The 22,805-nt window shown below is 37.2% G+C and carries 21 protein-coding genes and 1 pseudogene; 12 read left to right on the top strand and 10 right to left on the bottom strand.

Annotation, left to right across the window (positions count from 1 at the left end):
* The 3 genes and pseudogenes from FG383_RS18560 to FG383_RS18550 all read right to left on the bottom strand — a co-directional run.
* Positions 1-305, bottom strand: a pseudogene (locus FG383_RS18560) (hypothetical protein); the annotation flags it as partial.
* Positions 268-1,659 carry a hypothetical protein gene (locus FG383_RS18555; protein ID WP_142608896.1) on the bottom strand — a complete coding sequence of 464 codons (1,392 nt, stop codon included), beginning with the start codon at positions 1,657-1,659 and terminating at the stop codon, positions 268-270. The gene FG383_RS18555 and the pseudogene FG383_RS18560, both read right to left, overlap by 38 nt.
* A complete protein-coding gene (locus tag FG383_RS18550; RefSeq protein WP_185908012.1) occupies positions 1,635-2,846 on the bottom strand; it encodes a DUF2399 domain-containing protein in 1,212 nt (403 codons plus the stop codon). The genes FG383_RS18555 and FG383_RS18550 overlap by 25 nt, the downstream gene beginning before the upstream one ends.
* Before the next feature lie 161 nt (positions 2,847-3,007).
* Here FG383_RS18550 and FG383_RS18545 point away from each other — a divergent pair, with 161 nt between their 5' ends.
* Positions 3,008-4,198 carry a M14 family metallopeptidase gene (locus FG383_RS18545; protein WP_142608894.1) on the top strand — a complete coding sequence of 397 codons (1,191 nt, stop codon included), beginning with the start codon at positions 3,008-3,010 and terminating at the stop codon, positions 4,196-4,198.
* Between the two features lie 327 nt (positions 4,199-4,525).
* Here FG383_RS18545 and FG383_RS18540 read toward each other — a convergent pair whose 3' ends face one another.
* Complete coding sequence (locus FG383_RS18540) at positions 4,526-5,464, bottom strand: Gfo/Idh/MocA family protein (protein WP_142608893.1); 939 nt, start codon at positions 5,462-5,464, stop codon at positions 4,526-4,528.
* 238 nt (positions 5,465-5,702) lie between these two features.
* Here FG383_RS18540 and FG383_RS18535 point away from each other — a divergent pair, with 238 nt between their 5' ends.
* From FG383_RS18535 to FG383_RS18520, 4 genes are all read left to right on the top strand, one after another.
* Entirely contained in the window at positions 5,703-5,975 is a 273-nt protein-coding gene (locus FG383_RS18535) for an alpha/beta-type small acid-soluble spore protein (protein ID WP_142608892.1), read from the top strand.
* A gap of 118 nt (positions 5,976-6,093) precedes the next feature.
* Positions 6,094-6,897, top strand: a complete 804-nt coding sequence (locus FG383_RS18530; protein ID WP_142608891.1) for a YgaP-like transmembrane domain — start codon at positions 6,094-6,096, stop codon at positions 6,895-6,897.
* A 323-nt stretch (positions 6,898-7,220) separates the two neighbouring features.
* On the top strand, positions 7,221-8,609 hold the full coding sequence (locus tag FG383_RS18525; RefSeq protein WP_142608890.1) for a TldD/PmbA family protein: 1,389 nt from the start codon (positions 7,221-7,223) through the stop codon (positions 8,607-8,609).
* A gap of 3 nt (positions 8,610-8,612) precedes the next feature.
* Positions 8,613-9,956 (top strand): TldD/PmbA family protein, encoded by a 1,344-nt coding sequence (locus FG383_RS18520; protein WP_142608889.1) that lies wholly within the window; start codon positions 8,613-8,615, stop codon positions 9,954-9,956.
* A gap of 99 nt (positions 9,957-10,055) precedes the next feature.
* On the opposite strand, the gene hprK is transcribed toward FG383_RS18520, so the two are convergent.
* On the bottom strand, positions 10,056-10,973 hold the full coding sequence (gene hprK / locus FG383_RS18515) for an HPr(Ser) kinase/phosphatase (RefSeq protein ID WP_142608888.1): 918 nt from the start codon (positions 10,971-10,973) through the stop codon (positions 10,056-10,058).
* 194 nt (positions 10,974-11,167) lie between these two features.
* Between hprK and FG383_RS18510 the strand changes: the two genes are divergently transcribed.
* Genes FG383_RS18510 through FG383_RS21685 form a run of 3 tightly spaced genes read left to right on the top strand, consistent with a single transcriptional unit; the run spans position 11,168 to position 11,813 of the window.
* Positions 11,168-11,419: a DUF421 domain-containing protein gene (locus FG383_RS18510; protein WP_142608887.1), complete on the top strand. Its 252-nt coding sequence runs from the start codon at positions 11,168-11,170 to the stop codon at positions 11,417-11,419.
* A complete protein-coding gene (locus tag FG383_RS21690; RefSeq protein ID WP_142608886.1) occupies positions 11,407-11,652 on the top strand; it encodes a YetF domain-containing protein in 246 nt (81 codons plus the stop codon). Before FG383_RS18510 ends, FG383_RS21690 begins: the two co-directional genes overlap by 13 nt.
* A gap of 14 nt (positions 11,653-11,666) precedes the next feature.
* Positions 11,667-11,813, top strand: a complete 147-nt coding sequence (locus FG383_RS21685; RefSeq protein ID WP_425467668.1) for a YetF domain-containing protein — start codon at positions 11,667-11,669, stop codon at positions 11,811-11,813.
* A gap of 52 nt (positions 11,814-11,865) precedes the next feature.
* On the opposite strand, the gene FG383_RS18500 is transcribed toward FG383_RS21685, so the two are convergent.
* Entirely contained in the window at positions 11,866-12,753 is an 888-nt protein-coding gene (locus FG383_RS18500) for a LysR family transcriptional regulator (protein ID WP_142608885.1), read from the bottom strand.
* A gap of 121 nt (positions 12,754-12,874) precedes the next feature.
* Here FG383_RS18500 and FG383_RS18495 point away from each other — a divergent pair, with 121 nt between their 5' ends.
* Positions 12,875-14,065, top strand: coding sequence for a coenzyme F420-0:L-glutamate ligase (locus FG383_RS18495; protein ID WP_142608884.1), 1,191 nt, complete (start codon positions 12,875-12,877; stop codon positions 14,063-14,065).
* Positions 14,066-14,250: 185 nt separating this feature from the next.
* Here FG383_RS18495 and FG383_RS18490 read toward each other — a convergent pair whose 3' ends face one another.
* The 3 genes from FG383_RS18490 to FG383_RS18480 all read right to left on the bottom strand — a co-directional run bounded on the left by FG383_RS18490 (position 14,251) and on the right by FG383_RS18480 (position 17,226).
* Positions 14,251-14,574 carry a hypothetical protein gene (locus tag FG383_RS18490; RefSeq protein ID WP_142608883.1) on the bottom strand — a complete coding sequence of 108 codons (324 nt, stop codon included), beginning with the start codon at positions 14,572-14,574 and terminating at the stop codon, positions 14,251-14,253.
* Positions 14,575-14,915: 341 nt separating this feature from the next.
* Positions 14,916-15,803, bottom strand: a complete 888-nt coding sequence (locus tag FG383_RS18485) for a cation diffusion facilitator family transporter (protein ID WP_142608882.1) — start codon at positions 15,801-15,803, stop codon at positions 14,916-14,918.
* 82 nt (positions 15,804-15,885) lie between these two features.
* Positions 15,886-17,226, bottom strand: a complete 1,341-nt coding sequence (locus tag FG383_RS18480) for a hemolysin family protein (RefSeq protein WP_246097058.1) — start codon at positions 17,224-17,226, stop codon at positions 15,886-15,888.
* A 222-nt stretch (positions 17,227-17,448) separates the two neighbouring features.
* On the opposite strand from FG383_RS18480, the gene chrA reads away from it, so the two are divergent.
* The 3 genes from chrA to FG383_RS18465 all read left to right on the top strand — a co-directional run bounded on the left by chrA (position 17,449) and on the right by FG383_RS18465 (position 22,475).
* Entirely contained in the window at positions 17,449-18,606 is a 1,158-nt protein-coding gene (gene chrA, locus FG383_RS18475; protein ID WP_185908010.1) for a chromate efflux transporter, read from the top strand.
* Between the two features lie 390 nt (positions 18,607-18,996).
* Positions 18,997-20,739, top strand: coding sequence for an ABC transporter ATP-binding protein (locus tag FG383_RS18470; RefSeq protein ID WP_142608881.1), 1,743 nt, complete (start codon positions 18,997-18,999; stop codon positions 20,737-20,739).
* Complete coding sequence (locus FG383_RS18465; RefSeq protein ID WP_142608880.1) at positions 20,736-22,475, top strand: ABC transporter ATP-binding protein; 1,740 nt, start codon at positions 20,736-20,738, stop codon at positions 22,473-22,475. The genes FG383_RS18470 and FG383_RS18465 overlap by 4 nt, the downstream gene beginning before the upstream one ends.
* A gap of 132 nt (positions 22,476-22,607) precedes the next feature.
* Here FG383_RS18465 and FG383_RS21180 read toward each other — a convergent pair.
* A partial coding sequence (locus FG383_RS21180; protein ID WP_221887542.1) for a hypothetical protein occupies positions 22,608-22,805 on the bottom strand: 198 nt, incomplete at its 5' end.

The raw sequence follows: 22,805 nt of genomic DNA, 5'->3' as shown, positions 1-22,805 counted from the left end.
AGCATTATAATGACTTGATCGCGCCGTTCATCATAGATCAGTCGATAGTATCTACCTACTGCTTGGTTAACTCGTGCTAGAAAGGAAAAAAAGTATTCGTCGTTACGTGAAACTCCTAATAACTTTTCCACCTCTTTGCGAGATAAACCAAAGTTATTTGCACGAATGGTAGCACTAGATGAAAAGAGAATTGACATAAAAGTCTGCTCTTCGCGATTCGTTAATACACTTCGTAAAGTTTGTAGGCTATTTAAAGTTTGATCATGATCACTTTTTTCTTCGAATGCTAGATTTTCTGTCGTCATCTTGAATCCACTCCCACTCTTTTTCGTAGTCTTTCACTTGTTCTTTTGGTTGAAGCTCCACCTTTTTATTTGCTTCAAGTGCTGCAATTCCAAGTAGCTGACGAATGGCGTCGCTCCAAGAAGAAGAGCTTGTTTCAATGATCACTTCTTCAATATCCGCTTCTTTTTTCTGCTCCAAGTATTGTTCTATTTTTTCTGTATCAATGCTAGCCTTTGTAAGAAGCCAGCTAGCTTCGTCCACAAGTTCACCTAATGATTGTACATCTAAATTTTCCTCATGAAATTCGGTTATTACTTCTTCTTCAATTTCTGCCACGCTCGGCTCATAATTTTCTAGAAATTCTATTCCTTTTTCGATTCCCGTATACGATAGAGGTGCTGCATATTTAACAGGTATCCAAATACCATCTAATTCCTCCCCTTCATATTGACCTTGATCCATAAAGCTAAATAACTGATGCGCATTCGGGATCTCTGATTCAGGTGGAGGATTGAACATCTTCGCAATAAAAGTTCGTACTTTTTCTGGAGAAATCGTCGTCTTAAGTGGCGTCTGTTGCACATTCATAAATTGAAGATATTTATTAATCATACCGAGGGAAAGGTTTGTCCCTTCAGCGAGTACTCCAGTTCCTTTTTGCATTAAATTGCTAAGAACAAGACTATCCTCAATCGTTTTAAATTGATCCAGCCTTTCCTGCAACTTTTGCTCCAAATCTTCCATTAAAGTATGAATCAGTTCAAGCTGTGGAAGAGCATGACGATCTGCAAGAAGCTCCAACTCACGTTCTCTCAATTTTTCAATGGCTTCCTGAACATTACGGATCATACTTGCAATTCGGTTACCTCCTGAAATCCCTTTATCATCATAAGCTTCACTAATTTCTGCATCACGTCTTGCCTGAAACAACGAGCGTCCAATTTCATCTTCCAAATAATAAGCAAGAGAGTCATTGGCTAACCTGGTTAAAGCATCCATCATCCGTTTTCCAACACTCATCATTTTAATCTGATGTGTTTGCTTACTTATCCAGTTGTTTTTAGAAAGAATCGATATGATCTGCTCTACTCGTGCTTTTGAAGGTGGTTCTCCGTCTCTAAAACGGGATTGATAACGATAATAAAGGGTTTCTGGATTATCTATTGGTTCACTCAAGCCATATGCTTCTTCATGAATTAGTTCTATGATTCGCAAAAACCTCAGCATCTCGAGTGGCGAGTCAAACACAGCTTCTGTGGAGAGATCTTTCATCACTCCAGCTAATGAAATGATATCTCTCATCGCCCTTGTCATTTGAGGCTTATTGGAATCGCTCTTAAAGATGGATATTACATTTTGATCCACATGCTCCATTCTTCCGGACCTCCTAACGTCATTTCTTGTTCCGCGTGTTGAATCGAAGAAGACCATGTTTTATATAATTCGTAGTCCCTAAACACATTTCCTTCATTTCCGATTAATCGATATGGAATTTCTTTCACAAGATTTACTAAATCTCTCGCAATTATTTGACCCGCTTCATCATAATCGACCCAGATGATCGCCTTCTCAATAGATGAATTGGAGCAAAGCTGCTTAATCATTTTCAGGTGGGCACCTCTTATATGCCCATCCACACCTATTACCAATGCTTCCGTATTTTGTAGGAATTCAACTTCTGTCGCCATCCTTGTTAATACAGCACGATTTTCTACTAACCATAAAGTTTTAGCGCTCGTTTGAAAGTTTTCATCTGTCACTGCAATTTCTGTAGTAGCATGAACTGTTCCTAATGAATAACTGGAAAATGTTCCAGTCAAATTCCCAGTAAAGAATATAGGCACGATGGAGCCAACACTAATAATACCTAGTTCGCTAATTGGTGCATTCAACCATTTTTCTAGTCTCCGGATAAAGGCTTCACGGTAGGAATCAAAAGCTTTTGAACCACCTGTTTTCTTGTAGTAAGTTGCTCCTATTTCCTTATATTCCATTTTAGGCTGTAGTCTTTTTAGTTGGAGGAAAGCAATTAAGAAATAGTGAAATTTTCGAATCCTTTCCTTCCCCCAATCTTCCGAATCGGTTTCATCAGTAGAAAACTGTACAATTTGTTGAAAGAAGTCGTTTGCAAGTACGCCTTTTGAGTCTTCTACTTCATCCATAAGCGTTTGTTTCAAAATACGATCTTCTTCAAACGCCTCTTCTGATTTCAAACGCTCGTATTCAAATAACCCAGGACCCATACGATATGTAGTAGATAAAGGCGTTCTACCATCTTTCATGAAGCGAATTTCTTGAATAATCCACCCTTTATATAATGCTTCTTCTAATAATATTTCAGGTATTGGTAAAGATTCTCTACGTGTATTAGGTTTTAATTTTAACTTTACTATTTCTTCTTTCGGGGACACATCATACATTTCTGCAGCTAAGACATTACCAGTAGTTTTATAAGTCCGTGCAGTCCATTTTTGTATTTGCCATTCGTTTTCAATCAGTTGCTCGGTCGACTCCCCAGCTTTACATATAAACTTCTCTATAAATTCTTTCACTGTGTACATGATCGTCACCCCTGTTCTCGATATATCCATATTTTTTACTATAGAGTATTAAATGATTAATGTCATGAGTTCGATCCATTTTAAACTTCATCTATTAATAATACGCATTAATAGCTCATATACTTTTATATTTGTAGGCTTCAGTGAAGGAGAGGATATATATGGAAGTATATGTTAGACGTGGTGATTCGCTTTATTATTATAGCCAATTATTTATGATCCCCTTGCAACTAATTATTCATTCGAACCGCGGTGTAAATGCTCAAACACTCTCGGTCGGTCAACTCATTCAAATTCCGGGGTTTGTTACTGTCGATTATCAAATTAGACCGGGAGACTCTCTTTGGAGGGTAGCAGAGAGTCAAAACCTTCCTTTAGATGCAATTTTCCTTCTTAACCCCGATCTTAATCCCAACTATTTGCAAATTGGGCAGACGATCAATCTCCCATTAAGAGTTGACTGGAGAATTGTAAGTGGGAAACAAAATTATGATTACGATATGATGATGTTTGATATTAGACGCTTACAGACCATTTATCCATTTTTGCGAGTTTCTTCAATAGGCAATACCGTTTTAGGTAAGGATATCCCTGGAATAGAAATTGGAAATGGAGAAAAACAAGTGCATTATAATGCTTCCTTTCATGCGAATGAATGGATTACCACTCCTATCCTTTTGACCTTTTTAAATGACTATTTACTATCCTTAACGAATCAGCGTCCAATCCGAGGACTTGTTACTTCTCCTTTATATGTTCAAACGACACTTTCCATTGTTCCGATGGTGAACCCGGATGGTGTTGACTTGGTGCTAAACGGACCTCCTTCCGAGGAACCTTCCAGAAGTAATGTGATCGAATGGAATAATGACAGCTTGGACTTTTCAGGATGGAAAGCGAATATTCGCGGAGTGGATTTGAATGACCAATTTCCTGCTGAGTGGGAGCGTGAACGAGCTCGGAATCCTAAAACTCCTGGCCCACGAGATTATGGGGGGGAAAGTCCTTTATCTGAGCCAGAAGCAATTGCAATGGCGGATTTAACAAGAGCTAAAGATTTTGCAAGAGTACTAGCTTTTCATACACAAGGAAGAGTTATTTATTGGGGATTTGAAAATCTGGAACCACCTGAAACGGAAGCCATGGTAGCAGAATTTAGCAGAGTTAGTGGATACGAACCTGTTCAATCAATTGAAAGTTACGCTGGTTATAAAGATTGGTTTATACAAGACTGGCGAAGACCAGGTTTCACAGTGGAACTTGGATCAGGAACAAATCCACTACCACTTACCCAGTTTGACGAAATCTACGAAGAAGCATTAGGGATTTTTTTAGCAGGGTTATATTTATGAAGGTTTAAGTAAATTCGGAAAAAGACATGACCATTTATGTAGATAGAGAAGTCACCTGGACACGCTTTTTCCGCAAAATTCGTCCTCTTCCGCCCCATCAACAAGCTTTCTAAAACTCAAGAGAAAACAGTAGAACATAGAATAGGCGAGCCGTTTCTCGATTAACTCGTGAAATGGCTCGCTGCTTTATTGCCAAAACAGCCTACAACAGGTATAAAGCTAGTTTGGGTTCAATATTATCATGTGTGTCAAAACCTTTTGGTAGTCTGCTTTGGAATTTATTAATAAAATCTATATATTTCTCTATATAATTGAATGACTACATGTTTATTTCAACAACTGTTCAATCCACTCTTGCACCTTCAAGCCTTCTTCAAACGAAACAATCAGGGACCCCTTCTCTTCTATCAAGCCGTGACATGCGTCCATAAGACTTGCAGGCTGATTTTCCGGACTAATCTGGACAGCTTCTTGATCTGTTTCGCTTATCCAAAGCTCTGACCAATTTCTAATCGTCCCTACTTTTTTAGTTCCAAAAACTTTAAATTCTAACCGTTCTTCTTGTCCAATCCCCGACAAGCCATTTAAAACAATTGGTATTCCACTATCTGTTTCAGCTAATGCTGTTACACCCGTTTCACAAAGTCCCTCATTTGCTGGATAGGTCGTTACGTGGGAAGAAATTGTAAAATCACCAAAAAGATGATACATAAGTTGAAGATAATGCGGGAATATTTCTCTTATGAATCCTCCTTGCTCCCTTGTACCAATCCACGGATTTTGCTGCCATTTCCTCGGCCAGTTCGGTAAGTATGTATGCAGTTCAATGCGAACAATATCACCAAGCGAATCTGTAGTTACCGCATTTTTAAGACTATGTACAACAGGACTGTACATTAACGGAAAATGCATCGCTGTTTGAACGTTTGCTTCAGTTGCTGCCTTTACCATTTGAATACCATCCTCCGCACTATGTGCAAGTGGCTTTTCAGCAAGAATATTCAAACCTTGTGCAGCTATTTGTTCTGCCAAAGGAGCATGGCTTATTGGAGGTGTTCCAATATAAACCCAATTCGGTTTGGATAGAAAAAGCATTTCTAATGTTTCGGCAACTGGAAGCTCATATTTTGTTGAAATTTCCTCTAGTCTTGTTTTATTTTCATCAAATATGGACACGATATCGCAATTAGGATGAGCTAAAATTTGATTGATAATACGCTCCCCAACAACTCCTGTCCCGATTAATGCAAAAGTAGTTTTTGTCATCACTAGCACCCTTTCTAAGTAATAAATTATTTTCTATTTCGCTCAAAGACAATATTTCCAATAGAAACTGATGACCCTATCCTTAGTTAAGCATACTTAAAAGAAATAGAAAAGTGCATCTCTTGCAATTGATCCTTTTCAAGTGTTTTTCACACAACACATGAATCTTAGTACTTACTAAATCTCGGAGTAAACCTTCTCTTTCAGGAAACACTAAACGACAAAGGAGTGAAGTAAAATGGCAAGAAGAAATAAAATATTAGTCCCCGAAGCCCGAGAAGAATTAGACAAATTAAAAGCTCGAGTGATGAAAGAACAAGGTTACGATGTAAATTTGAACAATCCTGAAGATGTCAAATACGAAATTGCAGATGAACTAAGTATTCCATTGAAAAAAGGATATAACGGCAAACTTACAGCCGAACAAGCAGGTAAAATAGGTGGCCCAATTGGCGGTAGCATGGTAAAAGAAATGATTAGAATGGCGCAAGAACAAATGATGAAAAAATGAAAGGAGAGCACTCTTCTCGAACAAGAACACATAATTTATATATGTTTGGGGACTATAAAGTTGAAACGGATAAGGCAATTAAAACATAGTTTAATTACAGATTGGAGGAGTTACACAGATGACAAAAAGTCAACAAAACCTTAGTCCAAGCACTGCCTATGCCCGTTTCATGTTGGGCTCTGTCCTAACCGCTTATGGTACTGTTAAATTATTGCGGGAACCTAAAAGCAGAAGTGGAAAAATGCTTGTTTTATTTGGTTCCATGAAAGTAGCAGAAGGTGCTACTAAATTTTGTCCGAGAAAAGCGGCGAGTAATATGATGGACAAAATGATGAGTGAGAATACTTCGCAAAGTGCTTCTGCTGGAGCTCTGGTATCCATGAGTAGCGCAATTGGGTCCCAACAAAATGCTTCCAACAGCAGTACCGGTCAAATGGGTGGAAATCTCATGCAAATGGTCGGTAATATCGTTCAAAAACTAGCCGGCACAAACGCAACCCAACAAATGACAAGTGGAACAACCGCTCAAACGATTGGGAATATCGCACAAACAGTAGCACCAAAAGTTGGGCAAATGATGAACGATATAACAACGATGACGGGATCACAAAATGCTACTGGAGGAAAACAAGCGTCTTCAACAAGCGGAGCATCAAACAAAACAACAACAACGACAAATGCTAATGCTAACACGCAGAATGCTACAAATGGATCCTCAAGTGGAAAGAAAAATGCTTCTGCAACTAATAACAGTGTGAAGAAGCAAGCCACTTCCACTAATAGTAACAACATGCCAAAAACCGATGCCACAAAACCGCATGGTGACAGTGCAGCTAAAAACTCGACCGTAGATGCTTCGGTAATAGACGCAGTGACAAAAACAGCTACCAAAAACACAACCACCACCGATATTCTTCATTAACCAAAAAACATGTCACCCCAAATTGTGGTGGCATGTTTTTTATTCGTTCTAAGAGGACCTTAAAAGTCTCTAGCTCCTGTCCAATGTCTTATCAGGAGACAGCATTCCACTTAAAAATTCCAATGAATGAAGTGATAGCAAACTCAAAAAGGTATTACTTCTTTCCTCTCTCATACAGAAAGTTCTAATGATGTAAGCTAGGCAACTGAAAAGAACGAACTAAATTTACAACTATAAATGGCGGAAAATACTAAATTATATTTCTATTTAGTATATTATCAAAAACCTTGAGATATAATTATTAATTGAAGGGGGAAACAAATATGATCAAACAATCAATTATTGAAAACGTGTTAGAAGCCGCACTCTCGAAAGGCGGTGATTTTTCGGAAGTATTCATTGAAGATAAATATGTAAACAGATTGGAATTGCAAGGCGGAAAGTTAGAGAAAAGTATATCTGGGCGTGATTATGGTATTGGCATTCGTATTTTTTCAGGTCTCCAAAGCATTTATACTTATACGACTGACTTCTCAGAAGAAGGCTTACTACTAGCAGCAAAACGTGCAGCACATGCTATTAAAAGTGGAGTAAATGGAACTATTCATCCACTCCGAAAAGAACTGTTCCAGCCTATTCACCAAATTGAACAAATGCCACAAACTGTAGAGCATGCTAGGAAAGTAGCCGTTATGAGAAAGGCAAATGAGATTGCTAGAAATTACGATGAACGGATCCGACAAGTCGGGCTACGTTATATAGACGAAGAACAGCATATACTAATTGCCAATTCAGAAGGCAAATTTGTAGAAGATACTCGTGTCCATAGTAGGCTATCCATACAAGCTACCGCTTCTGACGACATTGAAATGCAGACAGGATTTTACGGACCAGGTGCACATGCGGGATTTGAATTTATAGAGAACTTAGATCTTGAGCATTATGCAGGTGAAGCAGCACGTATTGCTATAACGATGCTTGGAGCGGATGAATGTCCAAGCGGAAAGTTCCCTGTCATTATTGATAATGAATTTGGCGGCGTTATTTTTCATGAAGCGTGTGGACACGGACTGGAAGCTACTTCTGTTGCCAAAAACAATTCTGTTTTCGCAAATCGTATTGGTGAAAAAGTTGCGCCAGATATCGTGACTTACATCGATGACGGTACTCTACCGAATGAATGGGGTTCCCTAAATATTGATGATGAAGGCGAAAAGACACGCAAAAATGTTTTAATCGAAAACGGGATATTAAAAGGTTATCTTATCGATAAATTTAATGCGCGACGGATGAATGCAGAAGCAACAGGATCTTCCCGCCGTGAGTCGTACCGATTCAACCCGACTTCTCGTATGACAAATACGTATATAGCACCGGGTACATCGACACCAGAAGAAATTATTGCATCGACTGAAAGTGGGCTATATGCAAAATATATGGGAGGAGGCTCCGTTAATCCAGCTACAGGTGATTATAATTTCGCCGTTTCAGAGGCTTACCTTGTGAAAAACGGGAAAATTGATCGCCCAGTTCGAGGCGCAACACTTATTGGGAATGGAGCGAAAACATTGCAACTTGTCGATAAGGTCGGTAACAATCTTGCCCATGGTGCGGGAATGTGCGGGTCTATAAGTGGAAGTCTTCCAGTCAATGTCGGGCAGCCGATGATTCGCATCAGTGAAATTACAGTCGGTGGGACAAAGGGGGAATAAAATATGCATATCACTAAGTTCCAAGAAGAACTACTAAGCAAGGCAATAGATGCTGGTTTCAAAGAAGCGGAAGTGTATTATGAACGTTCGGAATCATTCCAATGTATGATTTTTGAAGGAGAAATTGATAGTTATGAAACTTCTGAAGATGGCGGTCTTGGATTGCGAGGTCTTTATAACGGGAAAATGGGCTACGCCTATACGGAAAAAATCGATGAAGATTCGATTCCTTTTTTAATTGACAGCGCAAAAGCAAATGCAGACGTGCTTGATGAAGACGATGGATCAGACATTTTCGAGGGAAGTAAAGAATACGCTAATCATACGTTTTACAATGAAGATCTTGCAAAGATTCAAATTCCAGAAAAGATTGAACTTATTAAGTCTATTGAAAAGAAAGTACTCGCATATGATCCGAGAATCGTTACACTTAACTACTGCGTTCTACAATATTTCTCAGGAGACCGTATGCTGGAAAACAATAAAGGTCTTTCATTGAAAGAAAAAAAGAATGGATTAGTTATTTTCATTTCCACAGTCGTCAAAGATGGTGAAGAAATGAAAACAGGTAGTTTCATTAAATTGACGCGTGATTTCAGTTCTCTTGATGCAGATAAAATTGCAAAAGAAGCTGCAGAAGAAGCATTGTCTAATCTCGGCGAGCAATCCATTCCAGCTGGAAGATACCCAATTATTATGCGACATAACGCAGCAGCATCGTTACTTGCAACGTTTACTCCAATTTTCTCAGCTGAAAATACGCAAAAGGATCAGTCCCTTTTGAAAGGCAAAGTTGGGAAGAAAATTGCATCAGATGTCTTTACCTTGCTTGATGATCCCTTTCACCCTAACGCCGCTTCCGGATCGAATTTCGATGGAGAAGGTGTTGCAACAAAAGCACGGAACATCGTTTCAAACGGGATTCTTGAAACACTACTTCATAACCGAAGAACAGCAAAATTAGATGGTGTAGAAACAACAGGTCATGCACGTAAAGCGTCTTATAAAAGCACACTCACTATAGCACCATTGAATATGTTCATCGCATCAGGTGAAAAAAGCAGGGATGACCTAATTGCTTCTATAACAAACGGAGTGCTCATTACGGATTTGTCCGGACTTCATTCCGGTACAAATACGATTTCTGGAGATTTTTCGGTTGCGGCTGGCGGATTCCATATTAGAGACGGCAAAATTTCGACACCTGTAAAACAAATGACAATCGCTGGTAACTTCTTCGACTTTATAAATAATATCGAAGAGATTGGATCCGATCTAACCTTCCTTCCAGGTGGTTACGGTTCCCCATCCCTTCGAGTAAAAGAACTTTCCGTTACGGTTGATTAATTAGAATACGGGACATCCTCCATTTTCGAGGATGTCCCGTATTAGAAAGAATTTATAGATTTGTCCTTTAACCTGGCCCCTATTAATGATCGATTTACTTTACTTATCGAAATCTTGCTCTAGCCGTTTCACGAATTCCTCCGCTGCGCTATAGCCTTGCTGCTTCAAATACCAGTTATTTGCTGCGGCTTCTATTAAGCCAGCAACATCTCGACCTGGCTGTAATTGAATTTGAATATGTGGAATTTGTACACCCATATATTCGGTAAATTTCGTTGCTAATTCTAGTTCGTTATTAAGAGTATTATGCTCCCATTTGGTTAACTCGATATCTAGTGCAATCCGTGTTTCATCTTGGAATGCAGCTCTTCCGTATAAACGTACGACATTCAGTAAACCAATACTTCGCAAAGCAAGAAATTCTTTATTTTTTTCATTATGCGATCCAAGTAATGTTTGCGGGCTGAGCTTTTTCAACACGACTATATCATCTGCTACTAAACGATGTCCGCGCCCAATCAATATATGAGCTGTTTCGCTTTTTCCAACACCCGATTTGCCACGCAACAAAATTCCAATTCCAGCAACGTTCACGCAAACACCATGAATCGCAATTTCCTCTGCCATCGCTTTCACTACATAAGCATCTAGTTTTGCGCTTACCTCACTAGTTGAGTCATGTGTTCGCAATACTGGAATCTTTTTTTCCACGCAATAGTGAATTAATCCGAGTGGCTCATCTTGGTTCGAGGTGATGATAATACATGGTGGATCATATTGAACAATATTGCCAATGCGTAATTTGCACTCTTCATCTGAAAGTGTATGTAAATAATTTATCTCATTTTTCCCTAAAATTTGGACATGTTCATTCGCGATAAAATCGAATTTATCCATAAATTCCAATCCTGGTCGACGAACTTTCGATTTTTTAAGTACACGATGTAACTGATCTAGTCCTGTTAACACATCAAATGAAAAAGTACGGACGATATTTTCAACTGTTATGATTTTCATATTTTTCTCTCTCGCCTTCTAAATTACCCCTTTTAGTTTTCTCTCACTATCTATTATTCCCCGTTAAATATTAGTAATAATACCTTATTAAAGTATACTTCACAAGTATCTAAAACATGAATAATAAAACAAGTGATTATGTTCAACTAAATGGGGTATACCCTTATATATTATCCGAATGAAGGAGATCCCAATTGTATCTCGATATATTAGTAAAACTTACAATCGGACTTGCGGCATTACTGGTCGTTATCCGCCTTCTTGGTAAAAAAGAGCTTGCTCAACTGACACCATACGATTTTATTTATACAATCGTACTTGGTGGAATACTAGAAGAAAGCTTATTTGACGAGAAAATTAAAATCACGCATTTCCTTTTTGCGATTGCTTTGTGGGCAATCCTACTATTTCTAATTGAAAAAGCAGCCAAACAATGGAACCCGTGAAGCTGATAAGTGATGGAAAGTTAGACATGAAGAAATTTGATAAGCATAATCTCGAAATGGAACAACTTTGTTCCGCTCTAAGAAAGCAAGGTGTCTTCTCCTTGCGTGAAGTACGAGATCTTTTTCTGGAGCCTGGAGGAGATGTAACAATCAATAAATATGTGCTTTATGAGCCTGTGAAAATGGAGATGTCCAAACAAATGCAAATGATCAGGAACCTACTGTACTGTTGATCGATGAAGGTGAAGTGAAAAATGGCGTACTAACTTCAGTCGGAAAAGATCGTACTTGGTTACGAACAAAACTAGCTGAGCAAGGGTATTCTAATCTCCAAGAGATCGCTTATTGTGATTGGTCCGAAACAGAAGTTTTTTTTGTGAGGGATTATCATTAAAAAAGGTTATCAAACGATTGTGTTTGATAACCTTCTCTTTTGCAGAACTCTATTAATGTCTATTTTCTATGATCTCCACAAACTTTTTCGATGCCTGTGATAAGGACACACTCTTTAAAAAACATACACCAATATTTCTCTTTGGAATTTTTTCCACTAAAGGTACTTCAAATAATAACCCTTTGTTTATATACTCCTTGGAAAATTCTTTTGTTACACATGCTATCCCTAGATTAATTCGAGCAAATTCTAATAATAAATCATGGGAGCCTAATTCAAACTCAGGAGCTATCTTTAACCCTTTAGATAAAATATAATCTTCTACATACTTTCTGGAAATTGAACTAGGTTCTAATAATATTAAAGGAAATGTAACCACTTCTTCTAGACTTATTGGGTGAGCTACTAAATTTTTATATTTTTCTCCGCAAACAAATACATCATGTATATCAATACATGGAATTTGTTCTAATGTAGGATCATCAAGTGGAAAATTACAAATTGCAATATCAATTTTTCCAGATTTTAATATCGAACAAAGCTCCAGTGTCGTACCGTTCTCAATCTTGAATTTAATATTCGGATACTTCATATGAAAAGCTTCTAAATAAGGAAGTAAATAATATCTAGAAATGGTGTCCCCTACTCCTATTTTCAATTCGCCAGCAGTTAAATGCTTAAATTCAAACATCTTTTCTTCTCCAACATCGATTAAATTCATAGCCGAGCTCACATACTCAAACAGAAGACTCCCTTCGTTTGTTAACGATACCCCTCTTGGTGTCCGATTAAAAAGACGGATATCTAACTCTCTTTCTAGCTGCATAATGGACTGACTAACAGCTGGTTGTGTCATATAGAGATCTTTTGCTGCTTTGGAAAAACTTTTACAAAGGGCAACTTTACAAAATACTTTATATAAATCTAATTTGCTTACCATATAAGCACCTCTTATACCTATTATTTGATATACTCATTTTACTTATACCATTAATTACATGTATAGTATAAGTAGGTACGAATTAAAAATAAATTTTTATGCTTATTAAGGAGCGATCATTTTGGAAAGAGTTGTTGGAACAGTTGTAAGAGGACTTCGTTGCCCAATTATCAATCAAGGAGATAATATCGAAGAAATCGTTGTAGATAGCGTGTTAAAAGCTTCAGAGGTAGAAGGCTTTACGATTCAAGACAAAGATATCATTACATTAACAGAATCCATCGTTGCACGTGCACAAGGAAATTATGCGACAATTGATCATATTGCACAAGATGTTCAGTCGAAATTTGGAGAGGAAACAGTTGGCGTGATCTTCCCTATTTTAAGTCGTAATCGATTTGCAAATTGTCTACGCGGCATTGCAAAAGGTGCAAAAAAAGTTGTTTTAATGCTTAGCTATCCATCCGATGAAGTGGGCAATCACTTAGTAGATATAGATCTATTAGATGAAAAAGGCGTAAATCCTTGGACAGATGTTCTAACAGAAAAACAATTCCGTGATCATTTTGGCTATATAAAACATACATTTACTGGTGTGGATTATATTGATTATTATAAATCATTAATCGAAGAATTCGGAGTGGAATGCGAAGTCATTTTCTCCAATAATGCGAAAACTATTTTAGATTATACAAAAAATGTGCTTACTTGTGATATCCATACAAGATTAAGAACGAAAAGAATACTAAAAGCAAATGGCGGAGAGAAAATTTACGGTCTTGATGACATCTTATCAGCGTCGATTAATGGCAGTGGATACAATGAAGCTTACGGTTTACTCGGATCTAATAAATCAACAGAAGATAGCGTGAAACTTTTCCCTCGTAATTGTCAACCACTCGTTGATAAAATACAACAGATACTAAAAGAAAAAACAGGTAAAAATGTCGAAGTTATGGTGTATGGAGATGGGGCATTCAAAGATCCAGTAGGTAAGATCTGGGAACTTGCAGATCCAGTTGTATCCCCAGCTTATACAGCAGGACTTGACGGTACTCCGAATGAAGTGAAGTTAAAATACCTTGCGGATAATAATTTTGCTGATTTAAGAGGCGAAGAACTGAAACAAGCCATTTCAGAATTTATTACGAATAAAAATGAGGATCTTGTTGGTGCAATGGAAGCGCAAGGGACAACTCCTAGAAAATTGACCGACCTTATCGGATCCCTATCTGATTTAACTTCAGGAAGTGGAGATAAAGGAACGCCTATCGTGTTTATTCAAGGATATTTCGATAACTATACGAAATAATAAATATTTGTGAGGATGGAAGTTGACAATGTCACCTCCATCCTCATTTTTTTATAATAATACTTAGTCTCATTTGTTGTTTAAAATACAATATTATTGCAATCAAATTAGTTTCAAAATTCAATATATCATTAGCAAATACGAAGACTATAAAAAAGGAGGAAGCTCCCCCCTCCTTCTGTTACCTATTTTATATCTTTAATATTGTTATACTTTGTAAGTAATTTTCGATTTTTATCCAAAATGAAGACTTCTTTACGATCATTTACTTGGACGGAGGATATTTCTTCAGAAAATACTTTTCTCTTTTCTAAAGTAGCTTTATCAAAGTAACTATTTTTAGAAAATAAATAATCCGGTGTGACAGATATAATAGACTCGTCCGTAATCATTTGACTATTTTTCAAATCGTTTTTAGGAGCACGGTATTTGCCATGGTACACATAAACGTCATCTAACATCATTCGATTGGATTGTGTATATTCTCTTCTTTCCGCTTTTGAAATCATTTGAAAGGTTTCCGCATCAAATGTCAGTGGCAACTCTCAAAAACAAAATTTTTGCAGTATTTCGTCTGGCTGAATCCGATAAATGGCATAGGGCAACCAGTTTATTATTGAAAGTACCAGTTCTAGTCGGAAAGCAATCAAATCAGCACGAGAGCAACCAGATTGCCAGTGAAAGCAACCAATTCTCAAAATAGCAAGTTTACTTGGATTGAGACGACAAATACTAAGATGCATTATAGGGATAATGCATCTTAAATTGCATACTTCCCCGGATATATAGAATAGTAATTATCGGAATTTATAAGCAGAGATATGCATTTTTTCCTCTCCAAAATGAGAAATCAATCAATAACTTCCTCTTTCGATAAATCTGGTTCTATATGCACAAGCACTACGGAAAAAGGCTTTACTTTCATAATACGTTGCTCAATTTCTTCAGTTATTCGGTGGCTTTCAATTACGTTTAAATTAGGATCTACCGTAACGGTTAAATCAACAAACATAAGATTACCATGCATTCTACCTTTACAATCCTTTAAAGTTTTCACTCCATGCACAAGTTTAACAATCGTAGATAATGTCTCAGCTTCCTCCACATTGAATCCATCCGATAATGTATAGGCTGCTTCATGAAAAATAGTATAAGCCGTAAACATAATAATGATACCAACAATTAAAGCAGTAATACCATCTAAAATAGGAAAGCCAAAAATGGAGCCTAATATTCCAATCGTTGCACCGATACTAACTAATGCATCCGAACGATTATCATATGCAGCTGCTTTCAATGCTGTACTATTGATACGGGTAGCTAGTTTTAAATTGTATTTATATACGATGTACATGGCAAGTGCACTAATGAGCCCAACAATTGCGGTTAAAATGGAAGGTACTTGTTGCACTGGGTTTGCTATATGTCGAATCGATTGAACAATTACTTGAATGCCAATCGAAGCCATAATAAAGGCAGCTATTAAGGACGCAATAGTTTCCGCACGTAAATGCCCATATTGGTGATGATCATCTGGTGGTTTTTGGGAAATTCGAAGTCCGATTAGTATGGCAATAGATGCGATAATATCCGTGAAGTTATTTAATCCGTCTGCTTTTAATGCTTCAGAAGATCCGAGAAACCCAGCACTAAGTTTAAAAGTACTTAGCAGTAAGTAAATACAAATACTTACCCATGCACCTTTTTCCCCTTCACGTAAATTTGTATACAGCTCCAAATTGTTTCCTCATTTCAACATTTATTGGCATACGAAAACGACCCTCAAATTGAGAGTCGTTTCACGTAATTTTATTCTATTCCTATTGTTCTTCCGTCAGTTCTTCTAAATCATTATCTACTACAGTGGATTTAATAATTTCTAAGTATTGAATATGGTGCCCATCAATATCTTTTACCATGAAATCATAACCTTGTTCAATAATTTTTTCACCTTTGATCGCATCATAACTTTTTGTCATAAACCAACCACCAATTGTATCGATATCTTCTTCATCGATATTAATGCCAAGTAAATCATTCACATTTTCGATTAGCATTTTCGCATCGATAATATAATGATTTTCATCTATTTTTTGCACTTCTGGAAGTTCATCCGTGTCGAATTCATCACGAATGTCTCCAACGATTTCTTCAATAATGTCTTCAATCGTAACAAGACCAGAAGTACCACCATATTCATCCATTAAGATGGCCATGTGAATACGTTCGCGTTGGATTTTAAGTAACAAATCACCAATCGGTATATTTTCAATCACTCGAATAATTGGCTGCATATAATCAATTACAGGAGTCGATGCATTTGCAGGGTCTTTTATATAAGCTGTTAATAAATTCTTCATATTAACAAGTCCAATGATATGGTCTTTGTCCCCATCAGTTACAGGGTATCTTGTATATTGTTCCACACCAATTAACTCAAATACTTCGTTTAGCGTTAAATCTTTTTCGATCGAAATAATTTCTGTTCGCGGAACCATTATTTCTTTTGCAATACGATCATCAAATTCGAAAATTTTGTTTACATATTTATATTCGGCTTGGTTTATCTCTCCGCCTTTAAAACTGTCAGAAAGAATCATACGAAGCTCTTCTTCTGAGTGGGCTACTTCGGATTCTGATACAGCTTTTAAACCAAATACTCGAGTGGCTAAAAAGCGAGCAGATCCGTTCATCCCATGAATAACTGGGTACATAAGACGGTCGAAAATAATCAGCGGTTTTGCAACAGCTAATGTAATTGCTTCTGACTTTTGAATTGCCATTGTTTTTGGTGTTAGTTCCCCAACAACTACATGTATATATGTTACAAGAGAAAATGCAATGATAAATGAAAGTACGGAGGTAACACTCTCCGGAAGGACAAAATACTCAAAAACTGGATGTAATATCGCTTCTATTGTCGGTTCACCAAGCCAACCTAATCCTAGGGCAGTAATAGTGATCCCAAGCTGACAAGCAGATAAATATTCATCCAAATTAGAAACAACTTTTTTTGCATTTATTGCCCTAGTGTTTCCTTCAGCCATTAGCTGATCAATTCTTGTCGTTCTTACTTTTACAATTGCAAATTCACTAGCAACGAAAAATGCAGTGAATGCGATTAAGACAGCAAATGCTGTCAATCGTATGGCTATGTCCAAATAATTACTTTGTTCCTAACCCAAATGAGGGGTAGAACAAAGTATACACCTCCTGTTTTCTAAAAAATAGTTTATAGGTTTAATAATAAAATATTTAAAAAGAAAATACAAATCTTTCTTCTCAGTTGGAACGAATTTCTATATAAAATTAACAAAAACTTATTATTCAACTACCTATAAAAATATGATAATAGAAGTAGTCGAATGATTAGGGGGATATAAGTGAAAAATAACTATGTAGAAATAATAAAAGCCTCTACAAAACTGGGGTTAACTTCCTTCGGAGGACCGGCTGCACATATTGGATACTTTCGAGAAGAATATGTACAAAAGAGAAAATGGTTAGATGACAAAATGTATGCAGATATCGTAGCGCTGTGCCAGTTTTTACCTGGTCCCGCATCATCCCAAGTTGGGATATCGATTGGTCTGTTAAGAGGAGGTATATTAGGAGGAGTCCTTTCTTGGATAGGCTTCACACTACCATCTGTCATTTTGTTAATGCTATTTGCAGCATTTGTGGCAACAACTGGATCATTTGATAGCGGCTGGATTCATGGCCTCAAAATTGTTGCAGTAGCAGTTGTTGCACATGCACTACTTGGTATGCAAAAATCGCTTGCTCCTGATAAGGTACGAATTTCTATTGCGATAGCATGTGCTATTTTGACTTTGCTTATTCCTACTGCAATTGGACAAATAAGTATTATTATTGCAGCAGGGATATTTGGGTATTTTTATTACAAAAAAGAAACAGTGGATCCCGCTCCTAACATGACCCTCACTTTTGGTAAAAAGACAGGTATTATTAGTTGGATACTATTTTTGGGATTACTCATTTTATTACCTATTTTCAAACCTTATTTTCAAACTGTCTATTATTCTATTTTTGATACGTATTATCGCGTTGGGTCTATCGTGTTTGGTGGGGGTCATGTCGTTTTGCCGATGCTCGAGCGAGAAGTGGAAATAGCTCCGGATGTATTTCTTGCTGGATACGGAGCAGCTCAAGCAGTTCCGGGACCACTGTTTACACTAGCGGGCTATTTAGGGCAAGTGACTGCTGGTATTCCTGGTGCTATAGTGGCAGTTATTGCCATGTTTTTGCCCTCATTTTTATTAGTAATTGGTACACTACCATTTTGGTCTTATATTAGGTCAAGAAAAGGGATTCAAGCTGCTTTAAAAGGCGTCAATGCAGCTGTTGTCGGAATTCTTCTTGCTGCATTATATGATCCCGTATTTACGAGTGCAGTCACAAGTACAATTGATTTTATCCTAGTATTAATTTCATTTATGTTATTAGTAGTGTATAAATGGTCACCATTTAAAGTAGTATTAGTAAGTATGATACTTGGGGCAGTTGTACAATTTATCTAATTAATTTATTTTTTCTAAAAGTATTGACAACAGAAATTTCTGTATGCTAATGTTAAGGGACACTAAATAAATGGAAATGGAGGTATGAAAAATGATTCGTTTAAAAGTTAGCTTAAAAAACTTCATAATTTGTTCATACCTACCATTTAACGAAGAATGATTTAATAAGTAGACGTGTAAAGGAATCATACTGTCTATTTTTAAAGCACATTGCCGTACTAAAGGTAATGTGCTTTTTTTGTATTCTTTTATTTCCATTTTTTAGTGAAAATATGGAGAGGAGTGTTGAATATGACTATTCAACGAACAAAACAAATTTTATTAAAGGAATCTCTAGAAGGCGGATAGCAAATATGTATGTAGATTTGAAGAGAAAAGAGGGGTTATCAAATGTTTTCTGTTTTATTTAAATTAAAATGGTTTTTTAAGGATAATTGGCTGAGGTATACGATTGCAGTTGGATTGCTTATCGTGGCGAGTGTTGTAGAAATTTTACCTCCATGGATAGTAGGAAATGCAATTGATACAATTACTTTAGGCGAAATGACAATAAGTCAATTATGGCAATACTTTTTCATCTTTTTAGTAATCATTGTTGTAATGTATGCACTCAATTTTATATGGCAGTATCAGTTATTTGGTGGATCAATCTCTATTGAGCGAATTTTACGAACGAAATTAAATCGCAAATTTTTAAGTATGACACCAACTTTTTATGAAAAAAATCGTACGGGAGATTTAATGGCGCGTGCAACAAATGATCTAAATGCGGTTTCCCAAACTGCAGGATTTGGAATTATGACGTTAATCGATTCGACGATGTATATGGCTGCACTTATACTCGCAATGGGATTCATTATTTCATGGAAGCTTACATTCTTTGCACTTTTACCTATACCAATTATGGCATTTATCATGCAATATTTAGGGAAAATCATTCATGAAAAATATATGACAGCTCAAGATGCATTCGGCGAATTGAACGACCGCGTGTTAGAATCGATCGCTGGTGTTCGAGTTATTCGCGCATATGTGCAAGAACGTGCGGATGAAAAAAACTTTGCGGATATGAGCGAAGATGTGTATCAAAAAAATATGGTTGTGGAACGAATAGATGCATTATTTGGACCGATTACAAAAGTCGGTACCGGCATTAGTTATGTAGTTGCTTTAGGATATGGTGCGTACTTAGTTTCTAAAGGTGAGATGACGGTTGGGAACTTAATCACTTTTAACGTTTACTTAGGTATGGCAATTTGGCCAATGTTTGCGATTGGGGAATTAATAAATGTCATGCAACGAGGAAATGCTTCTTTAGACCGTGTACAGGAAACCTTGGATTATGAACAGGATGTAAAAGATCCAACTAATCCAATCGCGTTAAAAGACGCAAGCTCTATTGGATTTGAACAAGTTGGATTCCAATATCCATTGTCTCAAGTGAAAAACTTGCAAAATATTCGAGTAAACCTAGAAAAAGGGCAAACGCTTGGTATTGTTGGGAAAACGGGGTCTGGTAAGACGACTTTTATGAAGCAATTATTGAAGGAATATCCAATTGGCACGGGAGCTTTAACGATTGGAGAGACGACAATTTCCGAACAAACAAAAGATCAAGTGTTAGAGTGGATTGGCTATGTTCCACAGGACCATGTGTTATTTTCACGAACGATTCGTCAAAATATCCTTTTTGGGAAAGAAGATGCAACAGAAGCAGAGTTAGAAGATGCGATTCGCTTAGCTCATTTCCAACAAGACTTGATGAATTTGCCGATGGGACTAGAAACATTAGTAGGAGAAAAAGGTGTTTCATTATCAGGTGGGCAAAAGCAGCGTGTGTCGATTGCACGAGCGCTTATTAAAAATCCAGAAATTTTACTATTAGATGATTCGCTTTCGGCAGTAGATGCAAAAACGGAAGCAAAAATTATTGAAAATATTCAAAAGGAACGTAGTGGGAAGACAACAATTATTACGACGCATCGATTATCCGGTATTCAGCATGCAGACCATATTATCGTACTAGATGAAGGATTGATAGTAGAAGAAGGTACACATGAAGAACTTCTTTTGCAAAATGGTTGGTACAAAGAACAATACGATCGTCAACAGCTTGAGGGGGTGTCGTCATGAGTACAGGAAAACGACTCTACCATTACGCATTATTTTATAAAAAACCAATTTTGCTTGGTTTAATCTTTTTAACCATTGCTGTGATTGCGGATTTATCCGGACCATTCATCGCCAAAACAATTATTGATGAACATATTGTAGAAGGTACGATTGAATTTCAACCGATTCTACTGTTACTTGCATTGTTTTTTGGATTAAGTGTTGTTACTGCAGTTTTTCGCTACTTTATGTTTATCCAGTTACAAATTGGAGCGAACCGAGTAATACAAAAATTACGAAACGATGTGTTTCAACATATCCAAACGTTACCTATTCAGTACTTTGATAACTTGCCGGCTGGTAAAGTAGTCGCTCGTGTAACAAATGATACCGAAGCAATTCGTAATTTGTATGTGCAAGTATTATCTCAATTTGCGACAAGTATTATTTCAATTTTAGGGGTATACGTCGCGCTTTTCATTTTAAATGTACGAATGGCTTTAATGGCTTTATTTGTTCTTCCAATCATTTATATTTGGATGATTGGTTATCGAAAATATGCGTCTAAATATAATCATATCGTTCGAACAAAAATTGCCGATTTAAATGCGATGCTCAACGAATCTATTCAAGGGATGTCCATTATTCAAGCATTTAAACGGGAAAAGCAAATGGACCGTGAATTTGAAGAGATGAATGAAGAGCATTATCGTTATCAAAAGAAATTATTAGTACTGGATTCTGCTACATCATTTAACTTAGTAAGTGTTTTGCGTTCGATTATGTTTGTTATGTTCATTACGTATTTTGGTTTACAATCGATGGAGCCAAGTAGCATCGTTTCAGCTGGTATGCTCTATGCATTCGTCGACTATACGACTCGATTATTTAATCCAATCACAGGAATTGTCAATCAGTTCTCGCAATTGGAAAGATCGCTAGTAGCCGGTTCTCGTGTTTTTAGATTACTCGATGAGTCAGGTGAAAAAGTGGACGATAAGAAAATAGAGCGATACGAAGGAAATGTAGAGTTCCAAAATGTTTCATTTGCTTATAAAGAACAAGAGTATGTTTTGAAAAACTTAAACTTTATTGCAAATAAAGGAGAAACGGTAGCACTTGTAGGGCATACAGGATCTGGTAAGAGTTCGATTATGAATTTATTGTTCCGTTTCTATGATCCTTCTAAAGGGAAAATTCTCATTGACGGTACCGATATTACGACAGTACCAAGACAAACGATTCGAAATCATATGGGAATTGTTTTGCAAGATCCATATTTGTTTTCCGGGACGATTGCATCGAATGTGAGTTTAAATGATCCGACTATTTCTCGTGAGAAAGTAGAAGCATCATTGGCTGCAGTAGGTGGAGAACGAGTGTTGAAAAACTTAGACAAAGGATTAGATGAACCAGTTATAGAGAAGGGTAGCACATTATCTTCTGGTCAAAGACAGCTCGTCTCTTTTGCGCGAGCACTTGCCTTTGACCCAGCCATTCTGATTTTAGATGAAGCAACCTCTAATATTGACACAGAAACAGAAGAAATTATCCAACATGCGATGGATGTATTGAAAAAAGGAAGAACGACTTTCATCATTGCGCACCGACTTTCTACTATTAAGAATGCAGATCGTATTTTAGTATTAGATCGAGGGGAAATTGTAGAAAGCGGGACGCATGAAGAATTGCTCCAACTACAAGGACGCTATGAGCAAATGTATAAATTACAAGCAGGAGTATCTTCACACGTGTAATGCGTGTGGGGGTATTCCCTTTTTTTATATTGGATGGATTGTAGGGATAATGCGTGGTAAGGAAGTGACCGCTAAGATTTTCGCTGTAGTCGAACGCTTTCCGCCGGGTGAGCGATGAGCCATCCCCGCCGCTTAGGCGTCGTAGGGAGGTCTCATTTGCTCACGAGGAACAAAGGCTAAGAGCGCCACATCGTGTGGCAACGCCTTCGTGACCAACGTCCTGTTGGCCTCCGGCAGGAGTCGTCGCCTACAGTGAAAATCTATGGTAAAAAATAACTTATCTGGATCTAATATTAAAAATAAATGGTTGAACGAGACAATATTCCCTTT

The organism is Psychrobacillus soli, assembly GCF_006861775.1.
Taxonomy (GTDB): Bacteria; Bacillota; Bacilli; order Bacillales_A; family Planococcaceae; genus Psychrobacillus; species Psychrobacillus soli.
The sequence above is the reverse complement of the archived record's forward strand: the minus strand, read 5'-3'. Positions and strand labels throughout refer to the sequence as shown.

Bases quoted from the DNA above. Each gene is read 5' to 3' on its own strand.
- FG383_RS18535 (WP_142608892.1), top strand. From the start codon at position 5,703: ATGGCAAGAAGAAATAAAATATTAGTCCCCGAAGCCCGAGAAGAATTA.
- FG383_RS18500 (WP_142608885.1), bottom strand. From the start codon at position 12,753: ATGGTAAGCAAATTAGATTTATATAAAGTATTTTGTAAAGTTGCCCTT.
- hprK (WP_142608888.1), bottom strand. From the start codon at position 10,973: ATGAAAATCATAACAGTTGAAAATATCGTCCGTACTTTTTCATTTGAT.
- FG383_RS18545 (WP_142608894.1), top strand. From the start codon at position 3,008: ATGGAAGTATATGTTAGACGTGGTGATTCGCTTTATTATTATAGCCAA.
- FG383_RS18465 (WP_142608880.1), top strand. From the start codon at position 20,736: ATGAGTACAGGAAAACGACTCTACCATTACGCATTATTTTATAAAAAA.
- FG383_RS18470 (WP_142608881.1), top strand. From the start codon at position 18,997: ATGTTTTCTGTTTTATTTAAATTAAAATGGTTTTTTAAGGATAATTGG.
- FG383_RS18530 (WP_142608891.1), top strand. From the start codon at position 6,094: ATGACAAAAAGTCAACAAAACCTTAGTCCAAGCACTGCCTATGCCCGT.
- FG383_RS18555 (WP_142608896.1), bottom strand. From the start codon at position 1,659: ATGGAGCATGTGGATCAAAATGTAATATCCATCTTTAAGAGCGATTCC.
- FG383_RS18550 (WP_185908012.1), bottom strand. From the start codon at position 2,846: ATGTACACAGTGAAAGAATTTATAGAGAAGTTTATATGTAAAGCTGGG.
- FG383_RS18540 (WP_142608893.1), bottom strand. From the start codon at position 5,464: ATGACAAAAACTACTTTTGCATTAATCGGGACAGGAGTTGTTGGGGAG.
- FG383_RS18490 (WP_142608883.1), bottom strand. From the start codon at position 14,574: ATGATTTCAAAAGCGGAAAGAAGAGAATATACACAATCCAATCGAATG.
- FG383_RS18525 (WP_142608890.1), top strand. From the start codon at position 7,221: ATGATCAAACAATCAATTATTGAAAACGTGTTAGAAGCCGCACTCTCG.
- FG383_RS21690 (WP_142608886.1), top strand. From the start codon at position 11,407: ATGGAACCCGTGAAGCTGATAAGTGATGGAAAGTTAGACATGAAGAAA.
- FG383_RS18520 (WP_142608889.1), top strand. From the start codon at position 8,613: ATGCATATCACTAAGTTCCAAGAAGAACTACTAAGCAAGGCAATAGAT.